We start from the raw sequence: 13,184 nt of genomic DNA, 5'->3' as shown, positions 1-13,184 counted from the left end.
CCGACGCAGTCGGTGCGGACGACTAAGCTGAGCGCAGACGTCGCGGGCCGGACGTCGAGGATGCGCGGCAGCGGAGGTGAGCGGTGACAGTCGGTTCGAACGATGGGGGTTCGAACGATGGGGACTCGATCGATGAGGGCCTGGCCGGGTCGGACGCGGACGGGTCGGGATCAGCCGATCCGGGTACGGCCGAGGTGCGCGATCCCGTCGCCGACGAGAACCTCGACGAGGTGCAGATCGACGACCTGGTCGACGATCTGCCGCCGCCCGCGGACGACCGCGAGTCGACCGGCACCGTCAGCAACTGGATCTCCTCACGCGCCCGCCGGGGTGCCGGCGCCGGGGCCATCGGACCGGTGGGCCGATTCCGACAGTCGGCCGCGGAGTTGCGTCACTCGCTGGCCGGTGAGGCGAGCGCACAGGCCGCGTGGGACAAGCTCGTCGAACGCGCCGGTGACGGTGACGACGAACCCGGGGAGCCCACCCACGTTCCTCCCGACCTCACTGCGGCGGCCTTCTTCGACGTCGACAACACGCTGGTACAGGGCGCCTCGATAGTGCACTTCGCGCGCGGGCTGGCCGCCAAGAACTACTTCTCCTACGGCGACATCATGGAGTTCGCCTGGGTGCAGGCGAAGTTCCGGCTGACCGGCCGGGAGAACGCCGACGACGTCGCGTCGGGCCGGGACAAGGCGCTGTCGTTCATCGCAGGCCGTTCGACCTCCGAGTTGGCCGAACTCGGCGAGGAGATCTACGACGAGTACATCGCCGACAAGATCTGGCCGGGCACCCGGGCGCTTGCACAGATGCATCTCGACGCCGGACAGCAGGTGTGGTTGGTGACGGCCACCCCGGTGGAACTCGCGCAGACCATCGCCGTGCGACTCGGCCTGACCGGCGCTTTGGGTACCGTCGCCGAGAGCGTGGACGGGGTGTTCACCGGACGGTTGGTCGGCGACATCCTGCACGGACTGGGCAAGGCGCACGCGGTGCGCACACTGGCGGTCCGCGAGGGCTTGAACCTGAAGCGATGTACCGCCTACTCCGACTCGCACAACGACGTTCCCATGCTGTCGCTGGTGGGCACCGCCGTCGCCATCAACCCCGACGCCGACCTGCGTGAGGTCGCCAAGGTGCGCGGCTGGGAGGTCCGGGACTACCGCACCGCCCGCAAGGCGGCCAAGATCGGCGTCCCGACCGCGGTGGTGCTGGGTGCCGCGGGCGGCAGCGCGGCCGTCGCACTCAGACACATCAAACGCTGAACGGCCTTCCCGCGACGGTTCTCGACTCCCGCGACGCGTGAATCCTGCCGCGGGTGCGCAGGGCTGTCGCGGGAGACCTGGGTCAGCCGAAGTAGATGCTGTCGCGCCGGGAGAGCATCCGGTAGAGCGTCTGCTGGATGTCCTCGCGCACCTGGTCGGTGAGGTCGAAGACCACCATCGGGTCCTCTGCGGCCTGTTCGTCGTAGCGGCTGGTCTCGATGGGTTTGCCGAAGTGGATGTGCCACTTGGACGGCAGCGGGACCAGGCCCAGCGGACCGAGCCACGGGAACGTCGGGGTGATCGGCAGGTACGGCAGGCCCAGCACCTTGGCCAGGGGTTTCAGGTCGCTGATCATCGGGTAGATCTCCTCCGACCCGACGATGGACACCGGGACGATGGGCACTCCGGCCCGCAGCGCGGTGGTCACGAACCCGCCCCGCCCGAATCGCTGCAGTTTGTAGCGATCGCGGTAGAGCTTGCCGACGCCCTTGAAACCCTCGGGCCACACCGCGGTCAACTCGCCGGACCGCAGCAACCGTTCCGCATCGGCCGTACAGGCCAGCGTGGAGCCCGTGCTGCGGGCCAACTCCCCGATGAACGGTGTCTCGAAAGCGAGGTCGGCGGCGAGCACCCGCAGATGCCGGTGCGCCGGATGGTGGTCGTGGACGGCGACGGTGGTCATCAACGCGTCCACCGGGACCGTGCCCGCGTGGTTGCCCACCAGCAGCGCACCCGCTTCGGCGGGGATGTTCTCCACCCCGGTGACCTCGACGCGGAACCACTTCTCGAACAACACCCGTAGCGTCGGCAGCCACACCGACTCGGTGAAGTGCTGATCGAAACCGAAGTCATCGATGTGGTAATCACCGGTCAACCGCTCCCGCAGGAACGCCGCGGCGCCGACCACCGAGTCGGCGATGGTCTCGCGCACCCCACCGAGGCTGAACAGCGGGCTGCCCGCGCTGTACCGCTCGGTCTGCGATTCGATCCGCAGCCGCACGTCCTCGCTGATCGGGTGAACCGCCGCCTCTTCGAAGTCGTCGGTGTTCGGGTGCCGCAGCTGCGGGTCGGGGATCGGGCGAGTGAGGGTCGGCGGCCGTGGGCGATTGCGTCCGGACCCACCACGGTGCGGTCCCGGGCTGGCACCGGTGGGGTCGGCGTGCTGCGAAGGGTGTCGACTCCGACCCTGGTCACGGCTCGCGGGATCGGCAGGTGTCGCGTACAACTGGATCACCTTCGCAGTCCGTGAATCGGACGCGCCATTCCCTTTCGCCACGCTCTTCGCCACTCTCTGATCTGGTAGTTCGTGTCCGCCGTCGCGGTCACCTCTGGAGTCTAATTCGGTTTCAGTGTGCCGTCGGCCACGCTCTCATCAAGCTGTGCCACCGCCCACCCTCACACCAAGCTGCGCCACCGCCCACCCTCACACCAACCCTCGGGTAGCTTCGTCGATGCGTTTCTCCAGCCGCACCCAGGTCTCCGGTGGCAGCACCGGATCCAGCGATCGACGGGCGATGAAGTCGTCGAGGGTGCCGATGCTGGAGTAACGCGGCGCGAACCCGAGTTCGCTGCGCATCCGCGCGGTGTCGAGAACCCGCCCATAGGTCAGGTACCGCGACTGGTCGCCGTACATGTTGGCCACCCGCAGGTTGCGGAACACCCCTGCCACCGGGGTGAGCAACGGTGACGGCACCGGCAACGGGATCCCACCGCACCGCCGGACCGCCTGGGTGAGGGTCACCACGCCGTCCCCCGCGATGTTGAAAGTGCCTGCTCGCCCCGCGAAGGTGGCGTGTTCCATCGCGGCGAGCGCGTCCTCCTCGTGCAGGAACTGCAGTCGCGGTTCGTAGCCGAGTGACATCGGGACCACCGGCGAGGACAGATAGGTGCTCATCCGGGTGGAGATCCGCGGGCCCAGCAGTGATGTCGGCCGCAGGATGGTCACCGTCATGTCGGTGCGCCGTCGCGCCATACCCCGCGCATACCCCTCGATGTCGAGCAGATCGCGGCCGTATCCCGACCGGGGCTCGTTCCGGGGCCGGTAGTCCTCGGAGAAGTGCGCGGGACTGTCGGCGCTCGCCCCGTAGACCATCCCGGTGGATCGCAACACGAATCGTCGCACCGACGGTGCGCGTTGGGCCGCGGCGCAGACCTGCATGCCACCGATGACGTCGAACTCCTTGATGGCAGGCGAATGCCCCACCGAATCCATCACCGACGTGGCGGCGTGCACCACGGTGTCGACCTGCGACTGTTCGATGATGCTGGCGACGACCGGCCTGCGGATGTCGGCGCGGACGAACTCTGCGCGACCCATCCGGCGCAGCATGTCCTTGGACGGCGGTCGGGAGTCGACGGCGAGCACCCGCCGGATCCGTGCGTCCTGGGCCAACCGGGTGACCAGATAACCGCCGAGAAAGGTGGAAGCGCCGGTGACGAGGACCACCTCGGGCGGCTCACCGGTGTTCGTCATGGCCCAACCCTAGTCATACGGGCAGATCGCCACATCGCGAGAACCGGACATATCGGCTGTGGACTCGCTGAGAAGGCGACACACTGCACGACACTCCGAAACCACGGGCGCAGACCGGCGCAACCGGCCCGGGACAGCGAGCTACAGACGACACGACGAGGCCCGTCACCGTAAACGCGGTGACGGGCCCGACGAGAATTCCGAGCGGCGACGTCAGGACGCCGCGCGCATCACTTGCCCAATTTTCTGCGCTGCACCCGGGTGCGACGCAGCAGCTTGCGGTGCTTCTTCTTCGACATGCGCTTACGGCGCTTCTTGATCACTGAACCCATCTGGGCACCTCACCTCTGAACCATCTGATCGCACCGTGGAGATATCGCACGGTCGCGGTTGCTCGTACCGGGATCACTCCCGGCGCTTCGCCGACGCGGCACCGGAGGACCGGTCGCGATCGGTGATGACGGTGCATGCGAGGGCGCACGCACGACGATGATCGAGCCTACCGGTAACCCACGCGACACACGAAATCGCCGACCAACCCGTGGTCGGTCGTCACCCACGCGACGCCGTCCTCGGCGTCGGGACCGCTATCCGGCGTCGAAGTACGACGTTTCCAGGTAGTCGTGTACGGCCTTGGCGTGGACGCGGAACGACCGTCCGACGCGCACCGCGGGGAGCTCACCGTTGTGCACCAGCCGGTAGACCGTCATCTTCGAGACTCGCATCAGCGAGGCCACCTCGGCGACGGTGAGGAACTGCGTACCTCCAGCGTCCGAGTTCCGGTCACCAGGCTTGTTTGCAGGCGCCATGAAATTCACATACCTCCGGTGCACGCGTCGCGGCCGCCGGCTTCCCCTCCGGCGGACACCAGACACGCACGTGCTCCAGGGAGCTTAGCGTGGCGGATGGGGTCAATGCGACGTGAGTGGGTCACGAATACCCGGCGTGTCCTGCGGTTTGTGCCGACTTCCTGCGGTATTACGCCCCGGCGGCGACCAAATCAGTCGGATGCGGACGAGATGTCGGTCTCGACGCCAGGTCCAGACTCGACCGATCCGGACCGGGCGCTGGCCCGGGCCGCGGCGTGTGCGGCCTCGTAGAACCCTGTCCGCAGATTGATCCGTTCGAGTTCGCGGACGGCCGCCGCGGTGGTCCCGCCGGGTGAGGTGACCGCCGCACGCAGGTCGGCAGGCGACACTCCCGAGTCGGTGAGCAGGATCCCGGCCCCTCGCACGGTCTGGGTGACCAGCTGAGTGGACATCTTGCGGCTCAACCCCAGCGACACCCCGGCGTCGATGAGCGCCTCGGCCACCAGGAAGGCGTACGCCGGACCGCTGCCGGACACCGCGGTGACCGCATCCATCTGCCGTTCCGGTACCACCACCACCTTGCCGACCGCCGAGAGCAGTTCGACGACCGTGGCGACGTGCTCGTCGTCGGCGTAGCGACCGGGCGAGACCGCCGACATCGCCTCGTTGACCAGCATCGGGGTGTTCGGCATCACGCGCACGACCGGTGACCCCGCGGGTAGAGCGCGCTCGTAGCGCTCGGTGGGTACCCCCGCGACCAGGCTCACGGTCAGCCGTTCGGTCTCCCCCTCGTCGACCACGCCGGCAATCGTGGCGGTCACCTCGTCCACGTCGGTTGGTTTGATCGCCAGCACCACCACGGCCGCGTGTTCGACGGCCCCGGGCAGGTCGGTCACCAGTACGCCGTATTCCTCCGCGATCTCGTCTGCGCGCTCCTTCGACCGCTCGGCGACCACGAGATCCCTCGTCGGCTTACCCGAGGAGATGAGCCCCGCGAGAAGGGCTTCGCCGATCTTGCCACCACCGATGATCGCGATCCTGTTTGCCATGGAGCACAGCTTCGCAGAAAGCCACCACCGACGCCCACGTAGGGCGGGCCCGACGAACCGGTGGCTAACCCTGCGGGATCAGGGCGAGCTGACGCGACTGCGCGACCACGGCACCGGTCGAGTCGATGACCACGTGGTCCTCCTCGAACCATCCCGACTGGATCTCCGAACTCGACGCCGACACCCGCAGCCAGCCCGGGGCGGGGTTGCGGCGTACGTAGGTGCTCAGCTGCACGGTCGGGGCCCAGCCGAACATCCCCCGGTTCATCACCACCGGCATCGAGATGTCGGCGCAGAGGATGGTGAACCCGGCATCGGGTTCCTCCCCCTTGGGTTTCAGCCACAGCAGTGTGCGCGGTTCGCCCTGCCCACCCTCCAGGAACGGCAGCGACGACCCGACGGCAGCGAAGTCGAGCAGGGCCGTCAGATGGTTGATCTGTGCCACCGGGGTGTCGGCCAGCGCCAACGCGTCCGCGGGCGGTTCCACCGGCAGCGCCAGCAGTGGATGGTCGGCGGAGTAGGTGCTCGCGGTGTCGTCGAGCCTGCCCAGGGTGACACTCGAATGGATGGTGGTGCGACCGTTCTGTTGTAGGTCCACCTCGACCACCGACACCTGCCTGCCACGTTTGCGCACCCACACCCGCACCTGCACCGCCCCCGGGTCGGGCGCGTGCAGGAAGTCGCTGGAGATGGCCACCGGAGACGGGGGGTCGACGGGACCGGCACCCGACGCCTCGGCGGTGTCGACGAACCCGGTCTGGGCGGCCAGCGCGGACAGCATCTGCGCGGATCCCCCGTGCACCTTGGGGCCGATGGTGAACACCGGGTCGATCTCGCCGTCGTAGACCGCCGTCGCATCGGCCGGTCGGTCGACCAGGGTCAGGGCGCGCAGCCCGGCCAGATATCCCGACTCACGAGACATGCAGTTCCCTCTCCAGATGTGTCCGGGCGAAGGCCAACGCCCGCTCCAGTATCCGACTGCGCTCCGGCTTGGTCCGCGCCGACCCGGTGCTCACCTCCAGCACCACCGCCCCGGCGAAGTCGCTCGCGGCCAGTCGTCTGCAGATCAGCTCACACGGCTGGTTGCCCTCACCCGGCACGAGATGCTCGTCGACGGAGGCACCGGTGCCGTCGGTGAGGTGCAGATGGTTCAGCCCGCTGCCCATCCGTTCGAACATCGCCACCGCGTCGGCACCCGCGGTCGCGGTGTGCGAGAGGTCGAGGGTGTAGTTGTCGTACCCGTCGTCGGTGGGGTCGATCGAGGTGCCGAACGCCGAATACCCGATACCCGGGGTGCCCCCGCGTTTCTCCATCCGCCGCACCGAGCTGGCCGTCTTGCCGAACAACCGGTCGGCGCGGACCGGGAACATGTTCTCCACCGCGACGGCGACGTCGGAATCGGCCTCCAGAGCGCCCACCACGTCACCGAAGGCGCGCACGTACCGCCGCTGCCAGCGGAACGGCGGGTGGACGACCACGGTGGCGGCCCCGAGATCCTCGGCCGCGCGCACCGACCTGGCCAACTTGGCGACCGGGTCGCGCCCCCACACCCGTTGCGAGATGAGCAGACACGGTGCGTGGATCGACAGCACCGGCATCTGATAGCGATCGGACAGGTACTGCACGTGCCGGACGTCCTGGCTGACCGGGTCACCCCACACCATCAGTTCCACGCCGTCGAAACCGAGTTCGGACGCGTATTGGAACGCGGCCTCGGTGTTCTGCGGATACACCGACGCGGTGGACAGGCCGATGGGGATCTCCCCACGCAGGGCGGGGAGGTCGGAGCGGGTCATCGCCTAGTCGCCCGAGGCGAGCAACACCAGCGGTCCGATGGTGACGATCAGTCCGACGCCCAGGGCCAGCAGTGTGCTCACCAGATCCTGTTTGCGGCGCACCACGTGCACCAGCGTGACCAGGCCGAAGATGACCACCACGGCCAGCACCAGGGCGAAGTACACGTTCCATCTCCACAGCTCGGTGAAGCCCCAGAACAGGCCCACACCGATCGCCAGTCCGACGATCACCTGCGCGATGAGCGCCAGCCACTGGACGGCCGGGGACCGTTCCCCGGTCGGCTGCGCACCCCTCGGGCCGGCCACATGCGCGGAGGCGTCTGCGTGCGGATCGCCGTGCCGGGTCGGATCGGACGCGCCGTCGTCGATCCTGTTCGGTTCGGTCGTGTCCACACCGGTCGTGCCCGCACCGACGTGTCCGGTGGGGGCGTGCGGGTCGAGACCCGTCGGCGAGTCCGCCTGCGCGTCGGGATCGTGCGTGTGGTTGTCGTCTGCGTCGGGGTCGTCATCCGTGTCGCGACGGGCGGCCGCGGTGCCCGCGGCCACCGCACCGACCCCGCCCGCGGCAGCCGCGGCGGGGAACACGGTGGTGGGGTCGGCGTCGTGCACGGATCCACGGTCGTCACCCTCGTCGACGTCCGGGGTGGGCCGTTGGTAGACCGACAGTCCCTGCACCGGCGCGTCCGCGTGCGGCGCGTCGAACGGGGCGGTCTCGGTGGGCGCGAGCGCGTCACCCCCACCGTGATCCGAACCGTCGTGTTCGGTTCTGTCGATGCCGGGTTCGGCGTGTTCGCGGGCCATCTGCCGCTTCACCGACCGTCGCGCCAGCCATCCGCGCAGCCCGCCGACCTTGCGCTCCTGCGGTACCGGGTCGGCGGCGACGTCGTCGAAGTTGCGGTAGCTGTCGAAGCTCTGCTCACCGCCGGCGGCCACGGCACCGGGATCGTCCACCCGCGGGATGACGCCGGTCTCGGCATCGGAGTCCGCACGACGGCGCATGCGCTCCGACACCCGGTCGGCGCTGAAGTCCCGCGTCCCCGGCGGGGTGTCCAGATTGCGTAGCGGGCGGTCGGGCCCGTCGGCCACCGGAAACCGGTCATCGGTCTCGGTCGGCGCAACCGGCTCGTCGGATCTCGGGAACACGGCGGTCGCCCGGGTGTCGACCGGCGCGGTGTCCTCGCGGGCATCGGGTATCGCATCGAGACGGGTCGATTCGGTGTCGGCCTGCCGCGTGGGGTCCGTCTCGTGATCGGCATGTTCCTCGCCGACCGCGGGCACGGCCCGCTCGACCTCGGCGGGAGTCTGCCCGGCGACGCGAGGCTGTGAGCTGCCCGGGGGTTCGGGGTCGAGTTCGCCGCGGTCCGACTCGGTCCCCGAGTCGGGGGCCGGATCGTCGGGCCGCACCCGGGGGATCTCGCCGGTCAGCTCGGCGACGGAGAACGAGCCGCTGCGACCGCGGCGACGACGGTGTGGCGATGCGGCCTCGGTGTCACCGTCGTCCGAGGCCGCGGCATCATCCTCGCGGGCGCGACGCAACAGTTCGGCGACGGAGATCGGCCGCGAATCGGGGTCGGGATCTCTGACCATGGTCTCGCCTCTCCATTCTTCTCGTCTCGCCATTCTTCACTTCAACGTCTCGGCGGCCGGCACCCCACTGATCCGCGGAGACCGCGCGCCGTCAGGTCCGCATGCCGCCGACCCGGACGTCACCGGTGTCGATGATGTCGCCGGCGTCGTTGAGCTCGCTGTCCAGCCGCCGCAGGATCACACCCTCACGCAGCGCCCACGGACAGATCTCCAAGGTGTCCACCGACAGCGCCCGCATCGCCGCCTCGGCGACCAGGGCGCCGGCCACCAGTTGCCCCGCGCGATCCTCGCTCACACCCTCGAGTTCAGCACGGTCGGCGGTCGTCATCCGGGATATGAAGGCGATCAATTGCCGCAGTCCCCCGCTGGTCAGCGTCCGACGCACCCGCGGACCCGCGCTCGACGGCGCCGCTCCGGTGAGCCGCGCGAGACTGCGGAAGGTCTTCGACGTGCCGACGGCGAGGTCCGGTTCGCCTGCGGCCAACAGCTCACGCGTCGGTGCGGCCAGCTCGGCGTCCAACCAGTCGCGCAGTACCGACACCCGGCGACGACCGGGCGGGTCCTCGGCCAACCACTCGCGGGTGAGCCGACCCGCGCCGAGCGGCACCGACAACGCGACGTCGGGTTCCTCGTCCACCCCGTTGGACATCTCCAGCGACCCACCGCCGATGTCCAGGGCCAGGATCCGGCCCGCGCTCCAGCCGTACCAGCGGCGCACCGCCAGCGAGGTCAACCGGGCCTCGTCGCGACCACTGAGCACCTGCACCGACACCCCGGTGCGGGAGCGCACCTCACCGAGCACCTCGTCACAGTTGGCGGCGTCCCGCACCGCCGACGTCGCGAAGGCCATCACCTGTTCGCAGCCCGAGGTGGTCGCGATGTCGGTGAACTCCGAGACCGCGCCGATCAGCTTGTCCGCTCCCCGCGCCGACAATTCCCCGGACTCGTCGATCTGCTCGGCGAGTCGCAGCGTCGACTTGGTGGAGCTCATCGGGGTGGGGTGACCACCGCGATGCGCATCCACCACCAGCAGGTGGACGGTGTTGCTGCCCACGTCGAGGACTCCCAATCGCACGACCCCAACTTAACGGGTGCGACCCCGGCCGCGAGGAGGCACTACCGTTGGACACCGTGCGCCACATCAAGCCCGCCCCCGAGGTGCCGCTCGATTTCACCCGCGAATGGGTGGAATTCGAGGACCCCGCCGACGCCGAACACTGGATCCGCGCCGACCTCACCTGGCTGCTCTCCCACTGGACCTGCGTCTTCGGCACCCCTGCCTGCCAGGGGATCGTGGAGGGTCGCCCCGACGACGGCTGCTGTACCCACGGGGCCTATCTGTCGGACGACGACGACCGCGAACGCCTGGCCCACGGCATGTCGATGCTCACCGCCGACGACTGGCAGTTCTTCTCGGAGGGCACCGGTAAGAAGCCGCTGGGTAAGCGCGGTTACCTCGAGGAGGACGAACTCGACGACGAACCCGCTCTGAAGACCCGTCGGTACAAGGGCGCATGCATCTTCCTCAACCGTCCCGGTTTCGCGGGCGGGGTCGGCTGCTCCCTGCACTCGATGGCTCTGCGCAAAGGGTTGGAGCCGCTGACGGTGAAACCGGACGTCTGCTGGCAGTTGCCGATGCGTCGAGAACAGGACTGGGTGGAGCGTCCCGACGGCACCCAGATCCTGCGGACCACGCTGACCGAATACGACCGGCGCGGCTGGGGTTCCGGTGGTCACGACCTGAAGTGGTACTGCTCGGGGTCGCCGGATGCCCACGTGGGCGCCCAGCAGGTGTTCCAGTCCTACCGACCGGAGCTCATCGAGCTCATCGGTGAACCCGCCTACACCGAACTGGCGAAGCTGTGCGAACGCCGCCGCGGTCTGGGCATCGTCGCGGTACACCCGGCGACCGAGCAGGCCACCGGACGCCGGATCGCGGACATCAAGTACGAACTGAAACCGGAGGAATGAGTCCGCGAGACGTCAGCGACGCTCAGGGCTCCAGTTTGTAACCCAGCCCACGCACGGTGACCAGGTGTTTCGGATTGCCGGGGTCGCTTTCGATCTTCGAGCGCAGCCGCTTGACGTGCACGTCGAGGGTCTTGGTGTCCCCGACGTAGTCGGCACCCCAGACCCGATCGATGAGCTGTCCGCGGGTCAGTACCCGGCCCGCATTGCGCAGCAGGTACTCCAGCAGGTCGAACTCCTTGAGCGGCAGGGTGATGGCCTGCCCGTTGGCCGTGACGGTGTGGCGTTCCACATCCATCGCCACCGGGCCGGCCTCGAGCAGGCCGTCGTCGAAGGCCTCGGCGTCGGTGGTGTCCACCCCGCGCCGCAACACCGCCCGGATCCTGGCGATCAACTCGCGGGCCGAGTAGGGCTTGGTGACGTAGTCGTCGGCACCCAATTCGAGCCCGACCACCTTGTCGATCTCGCTGTCGCGGGCCGTCACCATGATCACCGGCACCTGCGACCGTGACCGCAGGGCCTTGCACACCTCGGTGCCGGACACCCCTGGCAGCATCAGGTCGAGCAACACGATGTCGGCACCGGTGCGTTCGAACTCGGGAAGGGCCTCCGCACCGTCGGTCACGACCGTCGTCTCGAAGCCCTCCTTGCGCAGCAGGAATGCCAACGGATCGGCAAGCGACTCCTCGTCTTCCACGATGAGAACGTGTGTCACCGACTCACTTCCTTCTTTCTGTGAACGTGCGAACGGCCGTGCGAGCCGGGTGACTGCGCGGGTTGGCGAACCTGCTCGGGAGCGATCTGGTCATCGGGGTTGCGCAGAGCGGGAACCGCCCGGGGGATGCTGAGGGTGAAGGTCGATCCGGTACCCGGTTTGCTCCACAGCCGGATGCTGCCGTCGTGGTTGGCCGCCACGTGTTTGACGATGGCCAGGCCCAGCCCCGTGCCACCGGTGTCGCGAGACCGGGCCTTGTCCACGCGGAAGAACCGCTCGAACACTCGCTGTTGGTCGCGGGCGGCGATCCCGATACCCCTGTCGGTGACGGCGATGGCCACCAGTTCCCGGTCCCCCTCGCGGATGACGCGCCTGCTGACCGAGACGATCGTGTCCGCCGACGAATAGGCGATCGCATTGGCCACCAGATTGTCCAACGCCATCAGCAGCAGACTACGGTCGCCGGTGACACACAACCCGGACGGCTCGTCGCCACGCAGGTCGATCCCCGCCGCCTCGGCCGACACCTGACCGTGCTGCAGCGCGTCGTCGACCAGGCTGTCGACGTCCACCACCTCCATCTCGGCCAGTTTCTCCGCCCCCTGTAGCCGAGACAGCGCGATCAGCTCGGACACCATCCGGCTCATCCGGCCCACCTCGACGAGCACCCGCTCACCGAAGTAGTCCACCGACTCCTGATCGTCGGCGGACTGCAGCAGCGCCTCGGTGAGCAGTCCGATCGCGCCGACGGGGGTCTTCAGCTCGTGGGAGACGTTGGCGACGAAGTCGCGACGGGTGGCCTCGAGGCGGACGTTGTCGGTGTCGTCGGAACCGTAGAGGACCGCGTAGCGCTCCACATTGTCCTGATTCCCGATGCCGAGGTCGTCGCTGCCGACCAGCCGGGTCACACACCGCACCGCCGCCGCGGGACGACTGGTGGCGCGGGCGGTGGAGATGAAGCCACCGGTGGTGTGCGGTGGGGTGAACTCGAATTCGTGAGTGTGCGCCTCGGAGTGTTTGTCGGTCGCTTCCGGCCGACTGAAGATGGGCTGCACCGCGGCCCAGATCGCCTCATCGACGATGTGGTCGCGGATCATGCCCAGCTCCAACGCACGCTCGTTGAAGAGCACCACGTCCTGCAGGTGGTCCACGACGACGATCGCGGTCTCGCCCTGCGACACGATCAATCCCAGCAGCGCGGCCTTCGACATCCGCCCGTCGGCGGTCTCGGTCCCGGATTCGACGAGAACCGCGGCGTCGGAGCGCACCGCCGCGGACACGTCGCTCATCGCGATCTCCCCGGGCGCACGCCGCGGGGTGGCCAGACGTCGCCCGACGAGAACACCGATCCCCCCGGCCACCACGGTCAGCAGCACGACGCCGACAGCGATGAACAACCCGGTCACGCCACGAGCTTACGACCGGGGAAACTCCACACCCCTGCAGAATGCTGGGTGGGTCACGAAAGAGACAAGTCGAGGTGCAAGTGTTCCGCGCGCGTTCACCCCGATGTAAGCCGAGGTGG

General features: G+C 68.6%; 13 protein-coding genes. 2 read left to right on the top strand and 11 right to left on the bottom strand.

What is annotated here, in order from left to right:
- Positions 1 to 83 precede the first annotated feature (83 nt).
- Entirely contained in the window at positions 84 to 1,262 is a 1,179-nt protein-coding gene (locus tag BW971_RS01980; protein WP_143690160.1) for an HAD family hydrolase, read from the top strand.
- A gap of 82 nt (positions 1,263 to 1,344) precedes the next feature.
- On the opposite strand, the gene BW971_RS01975 is transcribed toward BW971_RS01980, so the two are convergent.
- The 9 genes from BW971_RS01975 to BW971_RS01935 form a co-directional block, all read right to left on the bottom strand.
- Positions 1,345 to 2,496, bottom strand: coding sequence for a lysophospholipid acyltransferase family protein (locus BW971_RS01975; RefSeq protein WP_083709212.1), 1,152 nt, complete (start codon positions 2,494 to 2,496; stop codon positions 1,345 to 1,347).
- 189 nt (positions 2,497 to 2,685) lie between these two features.
- Positions 2,686 to 3,735 carry an NAD-dependent epimerase/dehydratase family protein gene (locus BW971_RS01970; protein WP_076475985.1) on the bottom strand — a complete coding sequence of 350 codons (1,050 nt, stop codon included), beginning with the start codon at positions 3,733 to 3,735 and terminating at the stop codon, positions 2,686 to 2,688.
- A gap of 230 nt (positions 3,736 to 3,965) precedes the next feature.
- Positions 3,966 to 4,067, bottom strand: a complete 102-nt coding sequence (locus BW971_RS01965) for a 30S ribosomal protein bS22 (RefSeq protein ID WP_003402602.1) — start codon at positions 4,065 to 4,067, stop codon at positions 3,966 to 3,968.
- Positions 4,068 to 4,322: 255 nt separating this feature from the next.
- Positions 4,323 to 4,544: a helix-turn-helix domain-containing protein gene (locus tag BW971_RS01960; protein ID WP_076475983.1), complete on the bottom strand. Its 222-nt coding sequence runs from the start codon at positions 4,542 to 4,544 to the stop codon at positions 4,323 to 4,325.
- Positions 4,545 to 4,735: 191 nt separating this feature from the next.
- Positions 4,736 to 5,593 carry a pyrroline-5-carboxylate reductase gene (gene proC / locus BW971_RS01955; protein ID WP_076475981.1) on the bottom strand — a complete coding sequence of 286 codons (858 nt, stop codon included), beginning with the start codon at positions 5,591 to 5,593 and terminating at the stop codon, positions 4,736 to 4,738.
- A gap of 64 nt (positions 5,594 to 5,657) precedes the next feature.
- Positions 5,658 to 6,515 carry a thioesterase family protein gene (locus BW971_RS01950; RefSeq protein ID WP_076475980.1) on the bottom strand — a complete coding sequence of 286 codons (858 nt, stop codon included), beginning with the start codon at positions 6,513 to 6,515 and terminating at the stop codon, positions 5,658 to 5,660.
- Entirely contained in the window at positions 6,505 to 7,389 is an 885-nt protein-coding gene (locus BW971_RS01945; RefSeq protein WP_076475978.1) for a sugar phosphate isomerase/epimerase family protein, read from the bottom strand. The genes BW971_RS01950 and BW971_RS01945 overlap by 11 nt, the downstream gene beginning before the upstream one ends.
- A gap of 3 nt (positions 7,390 to 7,392) precedes the next feature.
- Positions 7,393 to 8,976 carry a hypothetical protein gene (locus BW971_RS01940; protein ID WP_076475976.1) on the bottom strand — a complete coding sequence of 528 codons (1,584 nt, stop codon included), beginning with the start codon at positions 8,974 to 8,976 and terminating at the stop codon, positions 7,393 to 7,395.
- Positions 8,977 to 9,067: 91 nt separating this feature from the next.
- Positions 9,068 to 10,051, bottom strand: coding sequence for a Ppx/GppA family phosphatase (locus BW971_RS01935; RefSeq protein ID WP_200799335.1), 984 nt, complete (start codon positions 10,049 to 10,051; stop codon positions 9,068 to 9,070).
- 65 nt (positions 10,052 to 10,116) lie between these two features.
- On the opposite strand from BW971_RS01935, the gene BW971_RS01930 reads away from it, so the two are divergent.
- On the top strand, positions 10,117 to 10,947 hold the full coding sequence (locus BW971_RS01930; RefSeq protein ID WP_076476367.1) for a DUF3109 family protein: 831 nt from the start codon (positions 10,117 to 10,119) through the stop codon (positions 10,945 to 10,947).
- Between the two features lie 22 nt (positions 10,948 to 10,969).
- On the opposite strand, the gene BW971_RS01925 is transcribed toward BW971_RS01930, so the two are convergent.
- Both BW971_RS01925 and BW971_RS01920 read right to left on the bottom strand, forming a co-directional pair.
- Positions 10,970 to 11,659 (bottom strand): response regulator transcription factor, encoded by a 690-nt coding sequence (locus BW971_RS01925; RefSeq protein ID WP_076475974.1) that lies wholly within the window; start codon positions 11,657 to 11,659, stop codon positions 10,970 to 10,972.
- Positions 11,656 to 12,948 (bottom strand): sensor histidine kinase, encoded by a 1,293-nt coding sequence (locus BW971_RS01920; protein ID WP_083709211.1) that lies wholly within the window; start codon positions 12,946 to 12,948, stop codon positions 11,656 to 11,658. The genes BW971_RS01925 and BW971_RS01920 overlap by 4 nt, the downstream gene beginning before the upstream one ends.
- Between the last annotated feature and the right edge of the window lie 236 nt (positions 12,949 to 13,184).

Source organism: Williamsia sterculiae (assembly GCF_900156495.1).
Classification (GTDB): Bacteria; Actinomycetota; Actinomycetes; order Mycobacteriales; family Mycobacteriaceae; genus Williamsia_B; species Williamsia_B sterculiae.
Note: the sequence above shows the minus strand (reverse complement) of the source record. Positions and strands in the feature narration are given on the sequence as shown.

Excerpts from the sequence above, each read along its gene's own strand:
- BW971_RS01970 (WP_076475985.1), bottom strand. The coding sequence starts at position 3,735 with ATGACGAACACCGGTGAGCCGCCCGAGGTGGTCCTCGTCACCGGCGCT.
- BW971_RS01950 (WP_076475980.1), bottom strand. The coding sequence starts at position 6,515 with ATGTCTCGTGAGTCGGGATATCTGGCCGGGCTGCGCGCCCTGACCCTG.
- BW971_RS01920 (WP_083709211.1), bottom strand. The coding sequence starts at position 12,948 with ATGAGCGACGTGTCCGCGGCGGTGCGCTCCGACGCCGCGGTTCTCGTC.
- BW971_RS01945 (WP_076475978.1), bottom strand. The coding sequence starts at position 7,389 with ATGACCCGCTCCGACCTCCCCGCCCTGCGTGGGGAGATCCCCATCGGC.
- BW971_RS01965 (WP_003402602.1), bottom strand. The coding sequence starts at position 4,067 with ATGGGTTCAGTGATCAAGAAGCGCCGTAAGCGCATGTCGAAGAAGAAG.
- proC (WP_076475981.1), bottom strand. The coding sequence starts at position 5,593 with ATGGCAAACAGGATCGCGATCATCGGTGGTGGCAAGATCGGCGAAGCC.
- BW971_RS01960 (WP_076475983.1), bottom strand. The coding sequence starts at position 4,544 with ATGGCGCCTGCAAACAAGCCTGGTGACCGGAACTCGGACGCTGGAGGT.
- BW971_RS01940 (WP_076475976.1), bottom strand. The coding sequence starts at position 8,976 with ATGGTCAGAGATCCCGACCCCGATTCGCGGCCGATCTCCGTCGCCGAA.